The sequence below is a fragment of the Paraburkholderia sp. BCC1886 genome (genome assembly GCF_900996245.1).
Taxonomy (GTDB): Bacteria; Pseudomonadota; Gammaproteobacteria; order Burkholderiales; family Burkholderiaceae; genus Paraburkholderia.
Window position 1 is genome coordinate 576,656 of sequence record NZ_CAAJGK010000041.1, and the last position, 20,726, is coordinate 597,381.

Genomic DNA, 20,726 nt, shown 5'->3' on the forward strand with positions numbered 1-20,726 from the left:
CCGTTACTTTCCACTAGCCCGACCATGAGCCAATCCAACCTTCCGCTGATCGCCCCCGCCGCGTTGCGCGCCGCTCTCGCGGCCCGCCGCGAAATCGCCATCCTCGACGTTCGCGAAGAGGGCGTGTCCGCCCGCCGCCGGCTGTTCTATTCATCGATCGCGCCGATCGGCCGTCTCGGCCTCGTCGTCGGCCAACTCGTGCCGCGCTTCACCACGCCCATCGTGCTGGTGGACGAAGCGGGCGAAACCACGCCGCGCGCGGCGGCGTTGCTGCGCCGCTTCGGCTACACCGACGTGTCGATTCTCGAAGGCGGCGTGAGCGGCTGGGAGTCCGCGGGCTTCGAAGTGTTCACCGGCACCAACGTGCCCGGCAAGGCGTTCGGCGAGATCATCGAGCACCGGCTGTCCACACCCAATATCGATTCGGCGACGCTCAAGCAGTTGCAGGATGCCGACCACGACCTCGTGGTTCTGGATAGCCGGCCGTTCCCCGAGTACCAGACCATGAACATTCCGGGCGGTGTGGAATGCGCGGGTGCGGAACTCGTGTATCGCGCGCTCGCGGCCGCGCCGTCGCCCGACACGTTGATCGTCGTGAATTGCGCGGGACGCACCCGCAGCATTCTCGGCGCGCAATCGCTCGTCAATGCCGGGATTCCGAACCCGGTGGCGGCGCTTACGGGCGGCTCGATGGGCTGGCTGCTCGAAGGCTTCGAACTGCAGCGCGGCCAGATTCGCACCGCGCCGCGTCCCGACGATGCCACGCTCGCCGAGACGCAAGCTCTTGCACGGCAAGCCGCCGCGAAAGCAGGCGTGGTGGAGATCGACCGCGCCACGCTGGCGCGCTTCGAAAGCGAAGCCGGCACGCACACGCTGTACCGCTTCGACGTGCGCGATCCGCGCGAATACGAAACGGGGCATCGCGTGGGCTGGCGTTCGGCGCCCGGCGGTCAACTGGTGCAGGCCACCGACGAATACGTGGGCACCCTGCATGCCCGCGTGGTGCTCAGCGACGACGACGGCGTACGCGCGCGCATGACGGCTTCGTGGCTCGTTCAGCTGGGCTACCTGGAGGTGTTCGTGCTGAACGACGACGACGCGTCGCCGGCCTTCGAAACCGGCGCCGAGCGCTCGTTGATTTTTCGCACGCCAGGCCGCACGCAATGGATCGACGCCGACCATCTCGCGCAGGCGCTCGAACAGGGCAACGCGCTCGTGATCGACGTGGACAGCAGCCTGGATTTTCGCCGCGCGCATATCGCCGGGGCCCGCTTCGTGGCCGCCAGCGCACTGGAAGAACGGCTCGCCGAGATCGACGACACCTCGCGTCGACTCGTGCTGACGTCGGGCGACGGCGTGCTCGCGGGGCTGCTCGCCAGCCAGTTGCGCGAGCGGCGTCCCGGCGTGGCGGCGCTGCTCGGCGGCACGCAGCGCTGGCTCGCGCTCGGCCTCGCGCAGGCGAGCGGCGACGAAGGCAACCTCACCGGCGACGACGACGCGTGGTACAGCCCGTACGCGTACGCGCAGGAAGAGGGCGCCCGGCAGATGCAGGCCTATCTCGCCTGGGAGTTGCAACTGCCGGCGCAACTCGAACGCGACGGCCTCGCGTCGATCGACGTGATCGACTTCGACACGCCGACGTATGCCCGCAGCGCGGCGCGTCTCGCCAGTTTGCGCGAGACGACCTGACCGGCCCGACGACTCCTTGCCTGGGACACGACCATGAGTGCGCGTCGCACCTTGCACCTGAACACCAACGTCACCGGCACCGGCCGTCATCCGGCCGGTTGGCGCACGCTCGACAATCCGAAGTCGATCACCGATCTCGGCTTCTTTACCGCGATCGCGCAGATCGCCGAGCGCGGCAAGCTCGACGCGGTGTTTCTGTCCGATTCGCTCGCGCTGCGCGGTCATGCGAACGGTCCTGCGCAATCGCTGGAACCGACCGTGCTGCTCACCGCGCTCGCCGGGCTCACGCAACACGTCGGGCTGATCGGCACCGCGTCGACGACCTTCAGCGATCCGTTCAATCTCGCGCGCCGTTTCGCTTCGGTGGATCACCTGAGTGCAGGGCGCGTCGCGTGGAACGCGGTGACCACCTACGACCCGGAAGCGGCCGCCAACTTCAGCCTCGCACGAGCGCCGGAAAAAGCGGAGCGCTACGAACGCGCGGACGAGTTCGTCGACGTCGTGCTGAAGCTGTGGGACAGCTGGGAGGACGATGCGCTGGTGGCCGATGCCGCGAGCGGACGTTACGCGGACACGGCGCGCGTGCATGCGATCGAGCATGCGGGCCGCCACTTCCAGGTGCGCGGGCCGCTGAATCTGCCGCGTAGTCCGCAAGGGCGTCCGGTGCTAGTGCAGGCCGGCGGCTCGGAAGCGGGCGTCGAGCTGGCCGCGCGTCGTGCCGATGCGGTGTTCACCGCGCAGACCACGTTCGAAGGCGCGCAGGCGTTTTATCGTGACATCAAGGCGCGTGCCGCCGCGCATGGACGCGACCCGGAACATCTGCTCGTGCTGCCGGGTTTCTATCCGGTCATCGGCGGCACGCTGGACGAGGCGCGGCGCCGTAAAGCGGCGATGGACGATCTGCTCGATCGTGGCGCCGAACTCAGGAAGTTCGCCGGCGCGCTGGGCGTCGATGCCGCCGATCTGCAACTCGACGCGCCCTTGCCGTACGCGCTGATCGATCGGGGCACGCGCGACGACGTGTCGCGCGGTTTCATCCGCTCGACGGTACTGCTCGCGCAGAGCGAAAACCTGACGGTGCGCGATCTGCTCGATCGCAATCCGGGCGCGCACCGGATGCTGGTCGGCACGCCGGAAACCATTGCCGACGATATCGAGCGCTGGTTCGCCGGACGCGCGGCGGACGGTTTCAACCTCAACGCGGATGTGTTTCCGTCCGGGCTCGCGGACTTCGTCGACCACGTCGTGCCGCTGCTGCAAAGCAAGGGCATTTTCCGGCGCGAGTACGAGGGCACGACCTTGCGCGAGCATTACGGCCTGCCGCGTCCGGCGAGTCGGTCCGCCGCCCGCCACCGCTGATAGCAGCGCTTTATTTCACCTTAGGGACTCGTATGTCACCAAGAGAATCGACTTTGACGGCGGCTCCGGTCGCCGCGCTCGCAGCGGGCCCGTCGCGGTTCACGACGCTGCGCGAGCCGTTGCTGCGCGCCATCGTGCCGGTGCTGCTCATCGTGGTGTGGCAACTGGCTTCGTCGCTGGGTCTGGTCAGCGAGTTCGTGTTGCCCGCGCCGGCTTCGGTGCTCGCGGCGTATCGCGAACTATGGCAAGCGGGTGATCTCCAGGATGCGCTCAAGATCTCGCTCGCGCGTGCTGCGCTCGGGCTGCTGATCGGCGGTGGCACCGGGCTGTTGCTCGGCGTCGCGGCCGGCTTGAGCCGACCCGCGGAACGCGGCTTCGATACGGTGCTGCAAATGGTGCGGACCATTCCGTTCATCGCACTGGTGCCGATTTTCGTGGTGTGGTTCGGCATCGGCGAGGTGTCGAAGATCGCGCTGATCGTCGGCGCGTCCATCTCGCCGATGTACCTGAGCACGTACCACGCGATTCGCGGCATCGATCCGAAACTGCTGGAACTCGGCCGCACGTTTCACCTGTCGCGCGGGCATCAGATACGTCTCATCATTCTGCCGACCGCGCTGCCCGGAATACTCGTCGGCGTGCGCTATTCGGCGGCCATCGCGCTGCTCGCGCTGGTCGCGGCCGAGCAGATCAACGCGAGCGCCGGCATCGGTTTCATTCTGAACAACGCCAACCAGTTCCAGCGGACCGACATCATCATCGCCGGCATTCTGGTGTATGCCGTGCTCGGTATCGGCGTGGATGCGCTATTGCGGCTCGTCGAGCGCAAGGTGCTCGTGTGGAGAGGTGCGCATGTCTGAGCTCCTGCAACAACGAAGCCGCGAGTGCGGCCCGATCAACGCAAGCGCCGGGAGCGCCGGGAGCGATGCGCGCGTGGTCGCCCGGCTCGCAGGCGTGAAAAAGCGCTATGGCGATAACACCGTGCTCGACAACGTCGACTTTACCGTGCGCAAAGGCGAATTCGTCGCGCTGGTCGGCCCGTCGGGCACCGGCAAGACGACCTTGCTGCGGCTGCTCGCGGGCCTCGAATCGGCTTCGGACGGCGACACCGAGGTGTCCGGCAGCACCTCGGTCGTGTTCCAGGAACCGCGGCTGATCCAGGCGCTGCGCGTGTGGAAGAACATCCTGCTGGACGACTCGGGCAAGCCCGATGCGCAGGCGCTCGCCCGCAGCGCGCTGCAGGACGTCGGCCTCGACGACAAGCTGGACAGTTGGCCGGTGAGCCTGTCCGGCGGCCAGGCGCAGCGCGTGGCAGTGGCGCGCGCGCTCTACCGGCGTCCGGACCTGATGCTGCTGGACGAACCGTTCAGCGCGCTGGACGCGTTCACCCGGCGCAGCATCCAGAGCCTCGTGCTGAAGCTGTGGGCCAAATACCGCTTCGGCGTGGTCATCGTCACGCACGACCTCGACGAAGCGCTGATCCTCGCGGATCGCATCGTGATTCTCTCCAAAGGCCGAATCTGCCATGAAGCACGGGTCGATCTGCCGCGCGAACGGGATGTCACGTCACCGGAATTCAATGCGCTCAAGCGAGACCTGCTCAAGCAGTTCTCGCTCAGCATGTCCTGATTTTTTTAACTTCGTTGCAAAGGTATCCATGTCGCTCAAGAAATCGTTAAGCGCCGGTCTCGCCGTCGTGATCGCCACTGCCGCATTGGCGCTGTCGGGCACGGCCGGGGCGCAGAGTCAGCCCAATCTGAAAGACACCAGGCTGGTGATCGCCTATCAGGACCCGGCGTTTCCGGCGCTGATCCGTAAATCGGGTGTCGTCGACGGCACGCCGTATCAGATCGAATGGGTGCTGCTCACCGGACCCGCGGCCAACCTGTCGGCGCTCTATGCCGGCAAGATCGACCTCGGTCATATGGGCGACACCTCGCTGACCATCGAACAGGCCAACGCGCGCACCGAATGGACCGCCGATGCCACGCCGCTGCGCATCGTCGCCGCGTGGCGCAATGCCTATTCGAAGGAATATCCGGCGGTCATCACGGCGGTGCGCACCAGCGCCAACATCCAGACGGTTCAGCAGATCAAGGGACATAAGGTCGGCTACAACTACGGCGGCTACAACCACTCGCAATATCTGGCGACGCTGGTCAAGGCCGGCGTGACCGAGAAAGACGTGGAAGCGGTCAAGTTCGCCGATGGCGCCACTTCCGCCGCCGGCTTCAACGCGGGGCAGGTGGACGTGTATGCGGGCGCGCTGGGTCCGATTCTGCCGACCATCAAATCGGGCGCCGGCCGCATTCTGCTGAACGACCGCGAAACGCAGATTCCCGCGCTCAACGTGTGGACCACGACCTCCGCGGACCTGAAGGACCCGGCCAAGGTGGCCGCGTTCCAGGATTTCTTCTCGCGGCTGTCGGGCTACTGGGCCTGGCACGACGCGCATAAAGACGAGGTGATCGGCGTCCTGAAGGACACGCTCAAGATTACCGACGAGCGCGCCGCGTTCGAATACGAGGTACGTAGCGGCAATTTCGTGAAGTTCGACGCGGGTCTGCTCGGTCAGGAACAGGCTATCGCCGACATCCTCTACAACGGCCACGCGATCAAAAAGAAGGTGAAGGTTCAGGTCGAATACGATCCGCAATTCAACGCGGCGCAAAAAGCGGTCTGGCCGATCAAAACCAAAGACTGATTTTCTCTCCGGGCGAGAGTCCTCTACTACGGTTTTCAGCCATGCCGAATCGCATCTCCGCTCTCACCTTGAAACGCTGGCTGCACGACGGCGGCGAAATTGCATTGTTCGATGTCCGCGAGCACGGGCAGTACGGTGAAGGCCATCTGTTTTACGCCGTGCCGCTGCCATACAGCGTGCTCGAACGCGAGGTGGGACGACTTGCGCCGAATCGCCGGGTGCGTGTCGTGGTGTACGGGGAGGGCGACGATGGCGCCGTCGAGCGGGCCGCCGCGCGCCTGACCGCGTTGGGCTACACGGCGGTGCATCGGCTCGAAGGCGGGACGCGGGCGTGGCAGGAAGCCGGATTCAAGCTGTTCAAAGGCGTGAACGTCCCGTCCAAAGCGTTCGGCGAACTGGTCGAAGAAGTCGCCCAGACGGCGCACATTCCGGCCGCCACGCTGCTGACGTGGCAGAAGTCGGCGACGCCGCCGGTGGTACTCGACGGCCGCCCGCTTGGCGAATACGCCGCGATGAGTATTCCCGGCGCGGCGTGCTGCCCGAATGGCGAACTCGCGTACCGGTTCGACACCTTCGTTACCGACGGGGACACACCCATCGTCGTCAATTGCGCGGGGCGCACGCGCAGCATCGTCGGCGCGCAGACCTTGCTGCATCTCGGCATCCGCAATCCGGTCTTTGCGCTGGAGAACGGCACACAGGGCTGGAATCTGGCCGACCTGCCGCTCGAACGCGCTCAGCAGCGGCGTTATGCGGACGCGGTCAGCCCACCCGCCGGACGCGTCGAGGCTGCACGCGCGTTCGCGCTACGCGCGGGCGTCGAGTGGGTCGTTGCGCAAACCGTTCGCACCTGGGTCGATGCCGGAGAAAGAAGCGTCTATTTGTGCGACGTGCGTACCCCGGAGGAGTTCGCGGCCGGGACGCTGCGCGGCGCGCAACATGCGCCGGGCGGACAGTTGCAGCAGGCGACCGATCAGTTCATCGGGGTTCGTCATGCGCGCGTCGTGCTGTTCGACGACGACGGCATTCGCGCACCGGTCACGGCCGCCTGGTTGCGTCAGTTGGGACACGAAGCGTGGGTGCTCGAAGGCGGTCTTCACAGCGGCCTGGCGTTGGCCGAACCGCTCGTGCAGGAAGCGCCGGTCTTACCGACTATCGATGCCGACACGCTGGCGCGCCGGATCGCGGAAGAAAGCGTGGCGGTCGTGGACCTGCGCGCGAGCGCGGCCTGGCTCGATGCGCATGTGCCGGGGAGTGTCTGGAGCATTCGCCCCGAACTCGCAACGACGCTGTCGAAAACGCAATCGCGCGTCGCTTTCATCGTGGACGACCCACGCATTGCAGCCTGGGCGGTGGCCGATCTCCCCGACGCCGGCCGCTACGAATTCAGCGTGCTCGACGGTGGTATTGCCGCGTGGCGGCAACGGCAGGACGTCGCTCGCGCAACGCCCGATGCGCTGCCGAACGAAGTGCGCATCGATTTCCTGTTCTTCACCCACGACCGCCATGCGGGCAATAAGGCGGCCTCGCGCGAATACCTCGCGTGGGAACTCGGGCTGCTCGCGCAACTGGACGAAGCGGACCGCGCCGGGTTCCGTCCGTTGAGCACGCCCCAGTGAGAGAGGCGTCGCTCCCCACCTGAACAATCCCGCTTTTATTGCGGCCCGAGTTCGCGAATCAGCGTGTCGAGTTGCGCGACTTCGTCGTCGGTGAGGTCGGTGAGCGGCGCGCGCACCGGGCCCGCGTCGTGTCCCACCAGCTTCGCACCCGCTTTCACGATACTCACCGCGTAACCCGCGCGACGGTTCCGGATTTTCAGGTACGGCAGGAAGAACGAATCGATCAGGCGGCCGACGGTTGCGTGATCGTCCGTTGCAATCGCCCGATAGAATTCGATCGCCGTGCGCGGAATGAAGTTGAATACCGCCGAGCTATACACCGGCACACCGAGCGCCTTGTACGCGGCGGCGTAGACTTCGGCGGTCGGCAGGCCGCCGAGATAGGACAGGCGCTCACCCAGACGGCGGCGGATCGTCACCATATTCTCGATTTCACCGACCCCGTCCTTGAAGCCGATCAGATTCGGGCACGCGTCGGCAAGCACCTCGAGCGTGTCCGCCGTGAAGCGCGCATTCGCACGGTTGTACACGATCACGCCGATGTCCGGCACGGCCTTGCAGACTTCTTCGACGTGCGCGGCAATTCCCTCGGGGCTCGCTTCGGTCAGGTAATGCGGCATCAACAGAATGCCGTTTGCGCCAAGCCGCCGCGCTTCCTGCGCGTAGTCGATCGCGACGCGCGTCGGGCCGCCCGCCCCCGCGAGAATCGGCACCTTGCCTTTGCAGGTCTCGGTCGCAACACGAATCACGTTGGTGTAGTCGGTTTTCGTCAGCGAGAAAAATTCACCGGTGCCGCCCGCGGCAAACAGCGCCGTCGCGCCATAGGGCGCGAGCCATTCGAGGCGCTCGGCATAGGTCGTCGCGCGGAAGTTGCCGGCCGTGTCGAAGTCGGTGACGGGAAAGGAAAGCAGGCCGTCCGAAACGATCTGTTTGAGTTCCTGGGGTGTGGTCATGTGCTATCTCCTGAAAGCGGGTACGCGGCGCCGACGCGTGATGCGGGCGGTGCCAGTGATGCAGTGGATACGGTTGATGGAAATCGGATCGGACAGCGCGTCAGACAGCCCATCAGACAGCGGTCAGCACCGGCTGGCCGGAAGCGAATGCGGCGATGTTATCGAGCATGAGTTGCGTCATCGCTTCGCGCGTCTCGGCCGTGCCGCTCGCGATGTGCGGCGTGAGCACGACGTTGTCGAGCGCGAGCAGCGCAGGCGGCACGACCGGTTCGTGTTCGAACACGTCGAGCGCGGCGCCGAGAATCGCGCGCCGCGTGAGCGCGTCGATCAGCGCGCGTTCGTCGACTACCGGGCCGCGCGCGACGTTGACGAGCATGCCGCGAGGGCCGAGCGCGTCCAGCACGCGCGCATCGACCAGGTGATGCGTTGCCGCGCCCCCCGGCACGGACAGGATCAGCACGTCGGCGTCGCGCGCCAGTTCGAGGAGCGAGGGGTAGTACGGGTAATCGACGCCGGCCCGGCGCTCGGGTCCGTGATAGGCGATCCGCATGCCGAACGCGCTGGCGCGCAGTGCGATCTCGCTCCCGATGGCGCCCAGACCGACGATCCCGCACAGCTTGCCGCCGAGCTTCGTGCCGAGCGTCGCGCGCCCTGCCGTCCATTGGTCCGAGCGCAGCAGCGCGTCGGCGTGAACGATGCGCCGCGCGAGTGCGAGCAGCAGCCCGAGCGCCATATCGGCGACGCAGGCGTTGAGCACGTTGGGCGTATTCGTCACGACGATGTCGCGAGCCCGCGCCGCGTCCAGATCGATCGGGTCCGTCCCCACACCGAAACTCGCGATCAGGCGCAGATTGGGCAACTGTTCGATGAATCCGGCCGACGCGCCGAATACGCCGCTGGTGGCGAGCACGTCGAAGCGGGCGCCATGTTGCGCGAGAAACGCAGCCTGATCCGGCTGTTCCCATAATTTATCGATCGTGTGGTCCGCTTCGAGACGTGCGATCAGATCGGCGGAAAGCGGTCCTTTCATCAGAACGCGGTGACGGCGTGCGGAGGGGAGAGGCGTCGGGATGGTCATTGGAAAGGCCTGATGTCAGCGGGGATGCGGTTGGCTCGCGGCGCGACGGGGCGGCGTCTCGGCATGATCGTCGCGCGTGGGTCGAAACAGATGGCTGATCGCCATGGTCACGACGGGCACGGCGAGCGAGAAATACGAGCTGTCGATACCGAACGGATTGCCCGCGATGAACCACGCGATCGTTGTAATGATGGACAGCACGATGCCGGCGAGCGCACCTCGCGGCGTGCCGAAACGTGGCGCGTAAAAGCACAGCAGAACCAGCACGGCCAGCGTCGCGCGCAGCGATTTGCCGAGAAACGCGATGAGCAGAATCTTGCTGGCGAACAACGCGAGCACCAGCGGAATGAGGCCGATCGCCACGGTGGCGATCCGCACGAAGCGCAGCGAGCGGGCGTCGTTGCTGGCACTGCTTTCGCCGCTCTGGCGGCCGAAATGAGGTTCGTAAAAGTCGCGCAGCAGCAGCGTGCTCGACGCGATGGTGCTGGCGGAAATACCGCCGAACAGCGCACCCGCCAGCCCCATTACGACGATGCTCGCGGCGAACGGCGGCATGTGCGAGATGATTACGGGGAACGCGTCGATGGAGCGGATGCCCGGATACAGGAACGCGCTGCAGACGCCGATTAGCGCGACCACCACGCCGAACGGCACCATCAGCGCCGCGACGTAGTAGCACGCGCGGCGCGCACCACGCTCATCGGGTGTCGTGACGACGCCCTGAATCACGTACTGCGTCGCGAAGATCGAGCCGATGCCCGCGATCATCCACGCAATGATCTGCGCGACGCCGACGCCCGACAGGTCGAACATGTGCGCAGGCAGCGCAGCTTGCAGACGCGCATAGCCGCCGGCCTGGGTCATGGCGTAAGACAGCGCGAGCACGATACCCACGTATTTGATGACCGCGTTCAGCGTGTTCGTGTAGACCACCGAGCGGAAGCCGCCGACCGTCACGAAGAAAATCGCCACCACGCCGACGATGATCGTCGCGGCCGTGTGTCCGATGCCGAGCACGGTGCCCAGCACCGCGCCGCCTGCGGCATATAGCGCGACCGCGACGACGTTCAGCGAAAAAATCGTCAGGGCCGAGGCGGCGTAGCGTACGCCACGGCCGTAGTTCTGTTCCAGAATCGCCGAGATGGTGTTCAGGCCGGTACGCCGGTAACGTCCCACCAGCAGCAGACCGAGCAGCAGGAAACCGATGGCCAGCGCAACGAGACTCCACGCCGCCGAAATGCCTTTCTCGAAGCCGAGCTGCGCGGTGCCGATGCTGACCGAACTGCCGATGAATTCGGACAGCAGCAACGCCGCGATCATCATCGGTGGAAACGACTTGCCGCCGGTCGTGAAGGCCGCGCTACTGCCTGCGTGACGGCGCACGCCGAGGCCGATCAGCGCGACGATCACGAAGTACAGCGCGGCTATTCCGATGACGATGAGGGCTCTGTGCGACATGTTGTGTCTCCTGGGATGTCCGCTGCGCGCAGCGGCATTTTGTCTTGCCCCCAGCGGTTCTGATGGCCGCTTCTGGAAGGTCGAACCGCCGGTCGGGATGCTGCTTCGGACCGGTGGTTGCTCCTGCTGTGCAACGCAACCCGATTCAATGTGACTGGTGCGGATTGCCTCGCGGCCTGCCGCTCTCGCGCACGATTGCGTCGCTGCGCCGACGTACCTCGGGCCGCAGCGCAGTGCCGAGACCCGGACGGGTCGGCGCGAGGGCGGCCCCCTGATGGATTTCGGGCAGTCCATCGACCAGGTCCGCATACCACGTCGCCAGCGATGCCCGCACGACTTCCTGATAAATCGCCGTCGGCGCATGAATGGCCAGCTGCAGACCCGCCATGAGCGCGACCGGGCCGGTGCAGTCGTGCGGCGCGAGCGGGCGCCCATGCGTTTCGGCGAGCGCCGCGATCTTGCGGGCTTCGGTCAGACCGCCGCACCAGGTGAGATCGAGCATCACGAAATCGACGGCGTCGGCGGCGAGCATGTCGTAGAAGCGCCGCGCGCCCGCCAGGTTCTCCCCGCCGCAGATCGGCGCACGCGTCTGTCTGCGCAGATCCGCGACGGCGGCGATGTTGTCCATCTTCGCGATCGGATCTTCGACCCACAGTACGTGGTACTCGGCCAGTGCATTGCAGATACGGGCCGCGGCCTGCGTGCCCCACAAGCTGTGCAGCTCGCACATGATTTCGATTCGCTCGCCGACGGCCGAGCGAATGCGGCGGAACGGCTCGAGGCCCGTCTTGAGATTGGCGAGACTGATCTGATGCGGACTCAGCGTGGCGAAGTCGTCGAACGGCCAGATTTTCATGGCTGCGTAGCCTTCGGCAAGCAGGCTCTCGGCCAGCCCGCCGGCGTCGCGCATGAAGGCGATCTGGTCGTCGTAGGGGCCGCTGATCCGGTCGTCGGTGCCGATCGAGCGGCGCCCGCCCAGCGACGTATTGAAGTCATACCCGGCGCACGTGTTGTAGACCGGCACGCTGGCGCGCATCGCGCCGCCGAGCGCCACGTGAACCGGCACACCGCTGCGCTGGCCCGCGAGATCCCATAGCGCGATATCGACCGCGCTCGCCGCGCGAACCTCGGCGCTGCTGCTGCCGAAACCCACGTACGGATTCATCAGTTCCGTTGCGATCGCGTTGATGTGCGCGGCGTCGCGGCCGACGATGGCCGGCGCGATCTGCTCATGAAGTACCGCTTCGACCGCCTGGGCGCCGCGAAACGTCTCGCCGAGTCCGGTCAGGCCGTCGTCGGTTTCCAGCTCGACCCAGATCAGCTTGGGGCGCTCGGGAAGCCGGATGGTTCGCAGGGCAGTCAGGGTGGGCATGGGAAGTCGATAACTCGATTGCGATGTCCCATTCTCAAAATGCGCGGGTAAGCTGTCAAACTTATCGGCTAAGCTGTCGGACAGGTTCGGAAATCTCTCAGGGTAAATCATGTATTCGCTTCGCACTTCGCCGCATATCGCTGCTCATACGCAGGACGAGCATGCTTACGACCAGTTGCTCGCGTTGCTGAGCGACCCTGAGTTCAGTCCCGACGCGCGCCTGCCGTCGGAGCAGACGCTGGCCGAGCGTTTCGGCGTTTCCCGGCCGATGCTGCGCCAGGCGCTGGTGCGACTGCGTGCCGAGGGGCGCATCTATTCGCGCAAGGGGTCGGGACATTACGTCAGCAAGGACCGCGGGACCGCGCCGGGCCTGGCGTTTTCGACCCTGGCAAGCATTCCCGACGTGCGCAGTTTTCTGGAGTTTCGCCGCAGTCTCGAAGGCGAAAGTGCGGCATGCGCGGCGCAGACGGGCGACCGCGTCGCCTTTGCGAAGCTGCGCAAAAGCCATCTGAAACTGGCTCAGACGCTGGCCGCCGGCGAACCCGGCATCGAGCAGGACATAGCGTTTCATATGGCCGTCGCGCAGGCGACCGGCAACCGGTTTTTCACGCATACGCTCGCCGCGCTGTCGGAGCAGATGAGCTTCAGCATCCGGCTCGTGCGGGATCTCGCGGGACGGCCGGTCGTTGCGCGCCGGGAAGAAGTGCTGCATGAACACGTGCAGATTCTCGACGCGATCGACGCCGGCGATGCCGCCGGTGCGCGAGCGGCCATGCGCGCTCACATCGACGGCGGCATCGCGCGACTGTTCGAGCGCTAGACGGCCTTTATCGGTTCCAATCCAGGCGGGCGGAAAGGGATGCGGCCTGCCGTTTCATGGCATGATCTTGCGCACTATTCCCCCGTCACAGGAGTATTGATCATGGCGACGTACATCGTCTTCACAAAGGAAAGCACGACCCATCAGAGCGATCTCGATGTCTACCAGAGCAAGGTGGGCGCCACGTTCGCAGGTCATCCCGTCAAGGTGCTCGCGGCCTATGGTCCGCAACAGGTGCTCGAGGGCGAAGGGCCCGAAGGTGTCGTGATCGTGGAGTTTCCGTCGACTGCCGAGGCGCGCGCGTGGTACGACAGTCCCGCCTATCAGGAAGCCGCGCAGCACCGCTTCAAGGGCGCGAAATATCGCGCCGTGCTGGTCGAAGGCGTGTGACGCAAGACGGTCGACATCGCAAAACCGCATAAGCATTCAACAACAAGTTCTTTGCTTAAATTCGGCGGCCCGGGTACCTATAGCCATCGCCCGCCGACCTTGCGCCATTGCCGTCATGTCACCCAACGCCGAAAAAATTGCCGACTGGCTGCTCGCCGGTCTCGAACTCAAGAGCACGCTGTTTCATGTCGGCCAGTATTGCGGGGCGTGGCAGGCTTCCACTGCCGGTCATCAGCAGGCCAGCTTCCACGTCGTGCTGCATGGCGAGTGCTGGTTGCATCTGCCGCCCAAACCCGGGCGCCTCGCATCGAGCGTGCATCTGAACCAGGGCGACACCGTTTTCCTGCTGCATGACATGCCGCATTGTCTGTCGCCTTCTCCTGTCGCGCCCGCAGTCGGTCACGAAAGCGCACGCGCTGGCGCCATGCAGCCTTTGGTGTCTTCCGGCGAACCGCCGCAGCAAAGCCTCGGTCTTGCCTGCGGGTTTTTCGAGTTCCGCTCGGGCCTCGACGACCAGTTGCTTGCGCTGCTTCCCGATCACATCGTCGCACGCCGGGATTGCACGGCGCAAGAAGGCCCGCGTGCCGTGTTCGACCTGATTCGTGCGGAGGCGCATCGTCATCCGCAAACGCCGTCGCCGTTGATCGCGCGCCTGACGGAACTGCTGTTCTTCTACGCGTTGCGCTCGGTGGCCGCTCGCGACGACATCGCGCCGGGACTCTGGTCGCTCATGCGTCGTGCGGAATTCGCGCCGCTGATCGCGGCTATCGTCGAGACGCCCGCGAAGCGCTGGACCACCGAATCGATGGCCGGGTTCGTCCATATGTCGCGCGCGCGTTTCTGCAAGCAGTTCATGGAGGCTTGCGGTCAGCCGCCGGCGCAGTTCGTGACGCTGGTTCGGATGAAAGTCGCCGCCGCGATGCTTCGCTCCGGCACGGCGACACCCGATGCCGCGGAACTCGTCGGCTACCAGTCGGAATCCGCATTTGCTCAGGCGTTCAAGCGCGTGACGGGCGAACAGCCGGGCGCATATCGAAAGAACCGGACTCAGGAGCAACGGGACGCGCTTCACTGAGCCAGACAAACCAAGACAAACGCGCATGAAGCGCAGACGCGCGCGCATTGCCGGGACGTCCGTCCTGCCCGACAATGCCGGCTCGACTACGAGGAATGTCATGAGCCGTCTGCCCCTGCAAACCATTGAAAGTGCCCCCGAAGCCAGCCGTCCTTTTCTCGAGAAGGCGCTCGCGAACAACGGCTTCCTGCCGAATCTGGTGGCCTCGCTGGCTAACGCGCCCGTCGCGCTCGAAACCTATCTGACCGTCGCGGGCATCAATGGGCGCAGCGGCCTCACGCTTGCCGAACGCGAAACCGTGCAGATCACCGCGGCCGCGATTCACGGTTGCGGTTTCTGCGTAGCCGGCCATACGGCGGTCGCGTTGAAGAAGGCGCAACTGGACGCGCCCATCGTCGATTCGATTCGCGAGCAAACGCCCATCGGCGATGCGCGTCTCGATGCTGTCGCCGTCTTCACGCGCGCGGTAATCGCCGCACGCGGTGCGGTGCCGGACAGCACGCTGAACGATTTTCGCGCTGCCGGTTTCACCGATGCCAACGCGCTCGAAGTCGTGCTCGGCGTGAGCCTCGCCACACTCTGTAACTTTGCCAACAATCTGGCACAGAACGAACTCAACCCGGAACTCGCTGCGTACAAGTGGGAACCGCAAGGCAAGGCGAACCCCGCATGACATCGTCGGGCGTGCAGCCGGAAATCAGCGAACTCGAAGCCTGGCTCGACGCGAACGCCGAAGCGATCGACACCGGCCAGGCGCTCGCGCCCGAAATCCTGCCGTGGCTTGGCCGCGCGGGCGTGTTTCGCGTCGGCGTGCCGGCCGCGGCAGGCGGCGCGGGCGGGTCGATTGGCGATGCCATCGAAGCCGTCGCGAAGGTCGCCGAACACTCTCTCGCGGCGGCGTTCGTGTTCTGGGGGCAGCGGACTTTCATCGAGTACGTGTTGCAGAGTCCAAACCTCGCGTTGCGCAAGCGCTGGCTCGATGCGCTGCTGAGCGGCGAACTGGCTGGCGCGACCGGCCTGTCGAATGCGATGAAATATCTGTCGAACATCGAGCCGTTGCAGATGAAAGCACAATCGCTCGGCAACGGCCAATGGACGCTCGACGGCAGTCTGCCGTGGATCACCAACCTGCGTCCGCAAGCGTTCGTCGCGGCGCTCGCGTTCGATCATGCGGCGGAGCAGGGCGACATGGCGCCGTCCATCTTCGCCATTACGCACGATGCGAATGGCGTCACGCGCAGCGAAGACCTCGACCTGATCGCATTGCGCGCCAGCAATACCGCGGCGCTGCAGGTGCGCGGCACGGTGGTCGACGAATCCAGCCTGATTACCGCCGATGCCCCCACGTGGCTCGCACACGTTCGCCCGGCGTTCCTCGGCCTGCAGTGCGGCATGTCGGTCGGTCTTGCACGGCGCTCGCTGGCGGTGGTCGGCGAATCGGGGGCAGCCACGCGCGCTGCCGTCGCCGATGAAGCGCGGCAGATTGCAGCCGATCTCGACGCGCTTACGCATCGATTGAAAGAGGGCGTGCAAACGGGCATTTTCGTGGCGGCGCCTGCTGCGCTGTTCGAGATCCGCATTGCGCTCGCGGCGCTCGTGCAGGCCGCGATCGGACTCGAAGTGCAGGTGAGCGGCGGCCGTGGCTATCTGCGCGGTCAGGGCGGCACCGCACGCCGTGCGCGCGAAGCCGCGTTCGTGCCCATCATCACGCCGAGTCTCGTGCAACTGAAAAACCAGCTGGCGTTGCATCGAAAGGCGCAGGCAGCATGAGCCTCGTCGATGCGAGAGGCGTGGGCCTGAGTTATCCCGAGCGCACCGTGTTGCGCGGCGTCGACCTGCGCGTTCGGGCGGGCGAACTGGTCTCTATTCTGGGGCCGAGCGGTTCCGGCAAATCGACATTGCTGCGCATTCTCGCCGGCATGCTGAAACCGACTTCGGGGCAGGTGTTCGTCGACGGTACGCCGCTCGACGGCCCGCGTCCCGACGTCGCGCTGGCGTTTCAGGATCCTTGCCTGCTGCCGTGGTTATCGGTGGAACGCAATGTCGGCTTTGGTCTCGGCTTCTCGCGGCAATCTCCGTTGACGCGTGCCGAACGACGCGGCCGTGTGAGCGCCGCGCTCGACGAAGTCGGTCTAAGTCACGCACGATCCTATATGCCGAGCCAGCTATCCGGCGGCATGGCGCAGCGCGCGGCCCTTGCCCGGTGCCTGGCGCGCCAGCCGCGCACGCTGCTGCTGGACGAACCCTTCGGCGCACTGGACGAAGTCACGCGCGCGGACATGCAGCGGTTGCTGCTCGAGGTCGTGCGGGACACGCAGGCGGGCACGGTGCTGGTGACGCATGACATCGACGAAGCGCTGCTCGTGTCCGATCGCGTCGTGCTGCTCGGCGCGCAAGGGACGCTGATCGAGCAATGGCGCGTGACAGTGCCGGCGCCGCGCGCGGCCCAGGTGCATGCGCTCGGCGTGTTGCGCATCGAGATTCTCGAGGCGCTGCAGGCATCCATGGCGGCCGGCAAGACGACGGCATAACGACGGCATAACGACGGTATAAAAACATTCCATCACTCCAGGGAAACTCGAATCACCATGTGCCAGCTTCCGATGTCTCGCCGCGAGTGGCTGAAACTCGCCTCCCTGTTCACCGTCGCGGGTGCGGCGCCTTTGCTCGGCTCGCTGAACGCACGCGCTGGCAGCGAACCCGACGCGCCGGTCCGTGTAGGTTATCTGCCGATCACCGATGCGACGCCGCTGCTCGTCGCGCACAACAACGGTTACTTCGAAGCGGCCGGTATTGCCGCCGAGAAGCCCACGTTGCTGCGTAGCTGGGCGCAACTGGTCGAAGCGTTTCTGTCGGGGCAAGTCAACGTCGTCCATCTGCTTTCGCCGATGACCGTCTGGGCGCGCTATGGCAGTCACGCACCGGCGAAAGTCGTCGCATGGAATCACGTCAACGGGTCGGGACTGACGGTGGCGCCGGGCATCGACAAACTCGGTGATCTCGGCGGCAAGACCGTCGCCGTGCCGTTCTGGTATTCGATCCATAACCTCGTGCTGCAGGACATGCTGCGTTCGCAGGGACTCGTGCCTGTCCTCAAGAAAAGCGATGCGGTCAAGGCGAACGAAGTGAACCTGATCGTGATGTCGCCGTCCGATATGCCACCGGCGCTGGCATCCGGACAGATTGCGGGGTTCATCGTCGCGGAGCCTTTCAACGCGGCCGCCGAAGGGCTGAAGATCGGCAAGGTGCTGCGCTTTACCGGCGACGTGTGGAAGAACCACGCGTGCTGCGTCGTGTTCATGCACGAACAGGACCTCACGGGACGCGCGGCGTGGTCGCAGAAAGTGGTCGATGCGATCGTCAAGGCGCAGGTCTGGACGCGCGAGCATCCCGCGCAGGCAGCGCAGCTTCTGTCGAAAGAAGGGCAGAACCACTACACGCCGCATACTCCGCAAGTGCTGACGCGCGTGCTGGCGCCGTCGCCGGACGAAGCAGGGCGCTACCTCGCCGATCGCGCTATCGTGCATGCGGACTGGCATGAAAAGCGGATCGATTTTCAGCCGTATCCGTTCCCGAGTTATACCGAGGAACTCGTGAAACGGATGAAAGCCACCCAGGTGGAAGGCAATGCAGAGTTTCTCGCGAAGCTCGATCCGGCTTTCATCGCGCGCGATCTGGTCGATGACCGCTTCGTGAAAAACAGCATTGCGGCCGTGGGCGGGATGAAGACCTTTGGTTTGCCGGAAGGCTTCGCGCGTTCGGAGAGCATCGTTGTCTAGTGTGTCTTCTTCGTCCGCGCTCACTGAAGCCGCTGCGAAACCGTCGCCACGAACGAGTTCGTGGTTTGCGCGCACGTGGCCGGGGCTTGCGGGTATCCTCGGCGTCGTCGCGGTGTGGTGGATCGTCCTGACACTCGTCGCGAGTCCGGGTAGCCTCGCCGCGCAGTTCCTGCCAACGCGCGCGATGGCCGCGCTGCCGTCTTTGATCGACGACGACCGGTTGTTCGAGCATATCGTCACGAGCTTGCGGCGGATTGCCGTGGGGCTTGCGTGGGCGCTGGTGATCGGCGTGCCGTTGGGGTTCGTCATCGGCAAGCTGCGGTGGCTCGATGCCGCGTTGTCGCCGACGCTGCAATTCCTGCGCATGATCTCGCCGCTTTCATGGATGCCGATTGCCGTGATGTCGCTCGGTGTCGGCGATAAGGCGGTGTACTTCCTGCTCGCGTTCGCGGCGCTGTGGCCGCTCGTGATGAGCACGGCGGCGGGTGTCGCGCAGATCGACAGACGGTGGGTGCAGCTTGGCGAGAGTCTCGCAGCGACGCGCTTCGAGATGTTGTGGCATGTGTACGTGCCGGGCATCGCCGCGCATGTGCTGACCGGCGTGAGGCTGGCGATCGGCATTCTTTGGATCGTGCTCGTGCCGGCGGAAATGCTCGGCGTCAGTGCCGGGCTCGGGTATCTGATTCTGGATACGCGCGATCGGCTGGCTTATTCCGAGTTGACGGCGGTTATTCTGGTGATCGGGGTGCTTGGGTTTTTGCTGGATTACGTGGCGCGGCTGGTTTATCGGCGGTTTGGAGCGGGGAAGGTGGGAGGTCAGGTTTGAGGGGAGTGGTTGGGGATGGTTTGGACCTGATCGAAATTCGACACACATTGTGACGTTGTGCAGCTTGACCAAACGGTAGGCTGCGCCGTTCGACGGCGACTGCATTCTCCCGCGATATTGTCCGCGATAACCAGGCAAACTTGCTTGGGCTCTGGCTTTGAGGCTTGTCTCTTTTCGTCGCGCTTTTGCACCGCCACTTGCAAGCGGTCGGACGGTGCGTCAGTCACCGATGAGGCGCTCGTTTTCTTGGGTGCTGGCGCTGTACGATTGCATGGTCGGATCGATGATGACGCGGACGTTTTCGCGTTTTTAGTCTGACATGCGAAGGTGGGAGGGTAAGTGGTTTACTGGGCATGCATTACGATTGGCGTTCCGGCTCTGATGCCGCTGGTTCTGGCCGGATTAGTCAAAGCGATTTCCGGTTCGCTCGATGGCAAGGAGATAAAGTGGCTGGCGCCTTACACAGAGGGACAGCTCGGCTATGTGGCGATGGGTTGGTCCGCTGCGACGCTTTACGAGCTAGACCTACTGGCAAGATGCCCGCCCGATCCTCTCGGCAGTATCGAGGGGGCGAGGTGGTTTCTTTATGTACTAATGGCAGCAGGATCTTTGTCAGCGGCAGTCGGAGCGGTCGCAAACAAGACCAAAAAGGGTGTCGCAAAGTTCAGTGCGCAGCAACTTTGGACCATCTTGTCCGTATTTGCTTCTATGGTAGCCTTGGCAGCAATGTATCGGATTCATTCAGTTCTGGAGGTCCACAAATGCGCGACGTAATTGAAAACGCAGGCGGAAAGACACAATTCTATGCAGCGGTGTTGTGCGCAACACTGGTGATAATCGGAGCAGTCGGCAGTTACTTCACCATGTTTCATCACTGAAAGAACCAGACGTTTCAGCTTACTGAGGCCCGCATGAGCGGGCCTTTGCTTTTCGCGAAAAGACCTCATTATCAAGTTGACATAAGATAAATTAGCAACAGTTTTGTTGTAGCGGCTAGGTTGTAATGTCCGCTTCTAGCCAGATTCAAATGTCCGCTTCTCGGCGGCTTAAGCTTAGCCGGCGTCGATTCCCACGGCGCCGGAGGCTACGATGGCGGCGACGGACAGAATCACCATGACGATGCGCGAGTTGGACCGATTTAAAGTGATTCAGTCGGTGGTCGACGGGCAGCTCAAGCCGTGGCGAGCCGCCGAGCGATTATTGTTGACGACGCGTCAGGTTCGACGCCTGGCGGCACGTTTGCGCGAACAAGGACCGCCGGGGTTGATTTCGGGCAGATGCGCCAAGCCGAGCAATCACCGGATTGATGCAGGAGTCGCGGTGCGAGCCGTAGCCATCATCAAGGAGCGCTACGCTGATTTCGGCCCGACTTTGGCCTGCGAGAAGCTGCGCGAGTGCCACAACCTGAAGCTGGCCAAGGAGACGGTCAGGCGCTTGATGATCGACGCGCGCTTATGGACACCGCGCCGACAACGTCCGCCCAAGATCCATCAGCCGAGGAACCGGCGTTCGTGCCTGGGCGAGCTGATCCAGATCGATGGCAGCGATCACCGGTGGTTTGAAGACCGGGCGCCAGCGTGCACGCTGCTGGTGTTTATTGACGA

The 20,726-nt window shown here is 64.7% G+C and carries 19 protein-coding genes and 1 pseudogene; 16 read left to right on the forward strand and 4 right to left on the reverse strand.

Annotation, left to right across the window (positions count from 1 at the left end; all coding sequences use genetic code 11):
• The first annotated feature begins 24 nt into the window (after positions 1 to 24).
• Genes FQ746_RS12255 through FQ746_RS12280 form a run of 6 tightly spaced genes read left to right on the forward strand, consistent with a single transcriptional unit; the run spans position 25 to position 7,371 of the window.
• Positions 25 to 1,689, forward strand: coding sequence for a rhodanese-like domain-containing protein (locus FQ746_RS12255; protein ID WP_144109610.1), 1,665 nt, complete (start codon positions 25 to 27; stop codon positions 1,687 to 1,689).
• Positions 1,690 to 1,722: 33 nt separating this feature from the next.
• Positions 1,723 to 3,048, forward strand: coding sequence for an LLM class flavin-dependent oxidoreductase (locus FQ746_RS12260; RefSeq protein ID WP_144109611.1), 1,326 nt, complete (start codon positions 1,723 to 1,725; stop codon positions 3,046 to 3,048).
• Positions 3,049 to 3,080: 32 nt separating this feature from the next.
• On the forward strand, positions 3,081 to 3,908 hold the full coding sequence (locus FQ746_RS12265; protein WP_144109612.1) for an ABC transporter permease: 828 nt from the start codon (positions 3,081 to 3,083) through the stop codon (positions 3,906 to 3,908).
• Positions 3,901 to 4,677 (forward strand): ABC transporter ATP-binding protein, encoded by a 777-nt coding sequence (locus FQ746_RS12270; protein WP_144109613.1) that lies wholly within the window; start codon positions 3,901 to 3,903, stop codon positions 4,675 to 4,677. The genes FQ746_RS12265 and FQ746_RS12270 overlap by 8 nt, the downstream gene beginning before the upstream one ends.
• Positions 4,678 to 4,705: 28 nt before the next feature.
• Positions 4,706 to 5,752 carry an ABC transporter substrate-binding protein gene (locus FQ746_RS12275; RefSeq protein WP_144109614.1) on the forward strand — a complete coding sequence of 349 codons (1,047 nt, stop codon included), beginning with the start codon at positions 4,706 to 4,708 and terminating at the stop codon, positions 5,750 to 5,752.
• Positions 5,753 to 5,793: 41 nt separating this feature from the next.
• Positions 5,794 to 7,371: a rhodanese-like domain-containing protein gene (locus FQ746_RS12280; RefSeq protein ID WP_144109615.1), complete on the forward strand. Its 1,578-nt coding sequence runs from the start codon at positions 5,794 to 5,796 to the stop codon at positions 7,369 to 7,371.
• Positions 7,372 to 7,406: 35 nt separating this feature from the next.
• On the opposite strand, the gene kdgD is transcribed toward FQ746_RS12280, so the two are convergent.
• From kdgD to FQ746_RS12300, 4 genes are all read right to left on the reverse strand, one after another.
• The gene (kdgD, locus tag FQ746_RS12285; protein ID WP_144109616.1) at positions 7,407 to 8,324 is read right to left on the reverse strand and encodes a 5-dehydro-4-deoxyglucarate dehydratase; all 918 of its coding nucleotides are present in this window, start codon (positions 8,322 to 8,324) and stop codon (positions 7,407 to 7,409) included.
• Between the two features lie 112 nt (positions 8,325 to 8,436).
• Positions 8,437 to 9,354 (reverse strand): 2-hydroxyacid dehydrogenase, encoded by a 918-nt coding sequence (locus FQ746_RS12290; protein ID WP_260853996.1) that lies wholly within the window; start codon positions 9,352 to 9,354, stop codon positions 8,437 to 8,439.
• A 63-nt stretch (positions 9,355 to 9,417) separates the two neighbouring features.
• Positions 9,418 to 10,860 carry a sodium:solute symporter family protein gene (locus tag FQ746_RS12295; protein ID WP_144109618.1) on the reverse strand — a complete coding sequence of 481 codons (1,443 nt, stop codon included), beginning with the start codon at positions 10,858 to 10,860 and terminating at the stop codon, positions 9,418 to 9,420.
• Between the two features lie 145 nt (positions 10,861 to 11,005).
• Positions 11,006 to 12,232, reverse strand: coding sequence for a mandelate racemase/muconate lactonizing enzyme family protein (locus FQ746_RS12300; RefSeq protein WP_144109619.1), 1,227 nt, complete (start codon positions 12,230 to 12,232; stop codon positions 11,006 to 11,008).
• Positions 12,233 to 12,341: 109 nt separating this feature from the next.
• Between FQ746_RS12300 and FQ746_RS12305 the strand changes: the two genes are divergently transcribed.
• The 10 genes and pseudogenes from FQ746_RS12305 to FQ746_RS12350 form a co-directional block, all read left to right on the forward strand.
• Entirely contained in the window at positions 12,342 to 13,052 is a 711-nt protein-coding gene (locus FQ746_RS12305) for a FadR/GntR family transcriptional regulator (protein ID WP_144109620.1), read from the forward strand.
• Between the two features lie 102 nt (positions 13,053 to 13,154).
• The gene (locus FQ746_RS12310) at positions 13,155 to 13,442 is read left to right on the forward strand and encodes a DUF1330 domain-containing protein (RefSeq protein WP_144109621.1); all 288 of its coding nucleotides are present in this window, start codon (positions 13,155 to 13,157) and stop codon (positions 13,440 to 13,442) included.
• Between the two features lie 115 nt (positions 13,443 to 13,557).
• Entirely contained in the window at positions 13,558 to 14,517 is a 960-nt protein-coding gene (locus tag FQ746_RS12315; protein ID WP_144109622.1) for an AraC family transcriptional regulator, read from the forward strand.
• A gap of 100 nt (positions 14,518 to 14,617) precedes the next feature.
• Positions 14,618 to 15,190 carry a carboxymuconolactone decarboxylase family protein gene (locus FQ746_RS12320; protein WP_144109623.1) on the forward strand — a complete coding sequence of 191 codons (573 nt, stop codon included), beginning with the start codon at positions 14,618 to 14,620 and terminating at the stop codon, positions 15,188 to 15,190.
• Positions 15,187 to 16,287 carry an acyl-CoA dehydrogenase family protein gene (locus FQ746_RS12325; protein ID WP_144109624.1) on the forward strand — a complete coding sequence of 367 codons (1,101 nt, stop codon included), beginning with the start codon at positions 15,187 to 15,189 and terminating at the stop codon, positions 16,285 to 16,287. Before FQ746_RS12320 ends, FQ746_RS12325 begins: the two co-directional genes overlap by 4 nt.
• Positions 16,284 to 17,048 (forward strand): ABC transporter ATP-binding protein, encoded by a 765-nt coding sequence (locus tag FQ746_RS12330; protein WP_144109625.1) that lies wholly within the window; start codon positions 16,284 to 16,286, stop codon positions 17,046 to 17,048. The genes FQ746_RS12325 and FQ746_RS12330 overlap by 4 nt, the downstream gene beginning before the upstream one ends.
• Before the next feature lie 57 nt (positions 17,049 to 17,105).
• Positions 17,106 to 18,296 (forward strand): ABC transporter substrate-binding protein, encoded by a 1,191-nt coding sequence (locus FQ746_RS12335; RefSeq protein ID WP_144109626.1) that lies wholly within the window; start codon positions 17,106 to 17,108, stop codon positions 18,294 to 18,296.
• Positions 18,289 to 19,122, forward strand: coding sequence for an ABC transporter permease (locus tag FQ746_RS12340; protein ID WP_409932396.1), 834 nt, complete (start codon positions 18,289 to 18,291; stop codon positions 19,120 to 19,122). The genes FQ746_RS12335 and FQ746_RS12340 overlap by 8 nt, the downstream gene beginning before the upstream one ends.
• Before the next feature lie 339 nt (positions 19,123 to 19,461).
• Positions 19,462 to 19,896 (forward strand): hypothetical protein, encoded by a 435-nt coding sequence (locus tag FQ746_RS12345; RefSeq protein WP_144109628.1) that lies wholly within the window; start codon positions 19,462 to 19,464, stop codon positions 19,894 to 19,896.
• Positions 19,897 to 20,211: 315 nt separating this feature from the next.
• Positions 20,212 to 20,726, forward strand: a pseudogene (locus FQ746_RS12350) (helix-turn-helix domain-containing protein); the annotation flags it as partial.

What these genes read in the sequence shown, in the direction of transcription:
- FQ746_RS12270 (WP_144109613.1), top strand. Translation starts at nt 3,901, where the DNA reads ATGTCTGAGCTCCTGCAACAACGAAGCCGCGAGTGCGGCCCGATCAAC.
- FQ746_RS12290 (WP_260853996.1), bottom strand. Translation starts at nt 9,354, where the DNA reads ATGAAAGGACCGCTTTCCGCCGATCTGATCGCACGTCTCGAAGCGGAC.
- FQ746_RS12305 (WP_144109620.1), top strand. Translation starts at nt 12,342, where the DNA reads ATGTATTCGCTTCGCACTTCGCCGCATATCGCTGCTCATACGCAGGAC.
- FQ746_RS12280 (WP_144109615.1), top strand. Translation starts at nt 5,794, where the DNA reads ATGCCGAATCGCATCTCCGCTCTCACCTTGAAACGCTGGCTGCACGAC.
- FQ746_RS12300 (WP_144109619.1), bottom strand. Translation starts at nt 12,232, where the DNA reads ATGCCCACCCTGACTGCCCTGCGAACCATCCGGCTTCCCGAGCGCCCC.
- FQ746_RS12335 (WP_144109626.1), top strand. Translation starts at nt 17,106, where the DNA reads ATGTGCCAGCTTCCGATGTCTCGCCGCGAGTGGCTGAAACTCGCCTCC.
- FQ746_RS12325 (WP_144109624.1), top strand. Translation starts at nt 15,187, where the DNA reads ATGACATCGTCGGGCGTGCAGCCGGAAATCAGCGAACTCGAAGCCTGG.
- FQ746_RS12275 (WP_144109614.1), top strand. Translation starts at nt 4,706, where the DNA reads ATGTCGCTCAAGAAATCGTTAAGCGCCGGTCTCGCCGTCGTGATCGCC.
- FQ746_RS12255 (WP_144109610.1), top strand. Translation starts at nt 25, where the DNA reads ATGAGCCAATCCAACCTTCCGCTGATCGCCCCCGCCGCGTTGCGCGCC.
- FQ746_RS12320 (WP_144109623.1), top strand. Translation starts at nt 14,618, where the DNA reads ATGAGCCGTCTGCCCCTGCAAACCATTGAAAGTGCCCCCGAAGCCAGC.
- FQ746_RS12330 (WP_144109625.1), top strand. Translation starts at nt 16,284, where the DNA reads ATGAGCCTCGTCGATGCGAGAGGCGTGGGCCTGAGTTATCCCGAGCGC.
- FQ746_RS12315 (WP_144109622.1), top strand. Translation starts at nt 13,558, where the DNA reads ATGTCACCCAACGCCGAAAAAATTGCCGACTGGCTGCTCGCCGGTCTC.
- FQ746_RS12265 (WP_144109612.1), top strand. Translation starts at nt 3,081, where the DNA reads ATGTCACCAAGAGAATCGACTTTGACGGCGGCTCCGGTCGCCGCGCTC.
- FQ746_RS12295 (WP_144109618.1), bottom strand. Translation starts at nt 10,860, where the DNA reads ATGTCGCACAGAGCCCTCATCGTCATCGGAATAGCCGCGCTGTACTTC.
- FQ746_RS12260 (WP_144109611.1), top strand. Translation starts at nt 1,723, where the DNA reads ATGAGTGCGCGTCGCACCTTGCACCTGAACACCAACGTCACCGGCACC.
- kdgD (WP_144109616.1), bottom strand. Translation starts at nt 8,324, where the DNA reads ATGACCACACCCCAGGAACTCAAACAGATCGTTTCGGACGGCCTGCTT.
- FQ746_RS12310 (WP_144109621.1), top strand. Translation starts at nt 13,155, where the DNA reads ATGGCGACGTACATCGTCTTCACAAAGGAAAGCACGACCCATCAGAGC.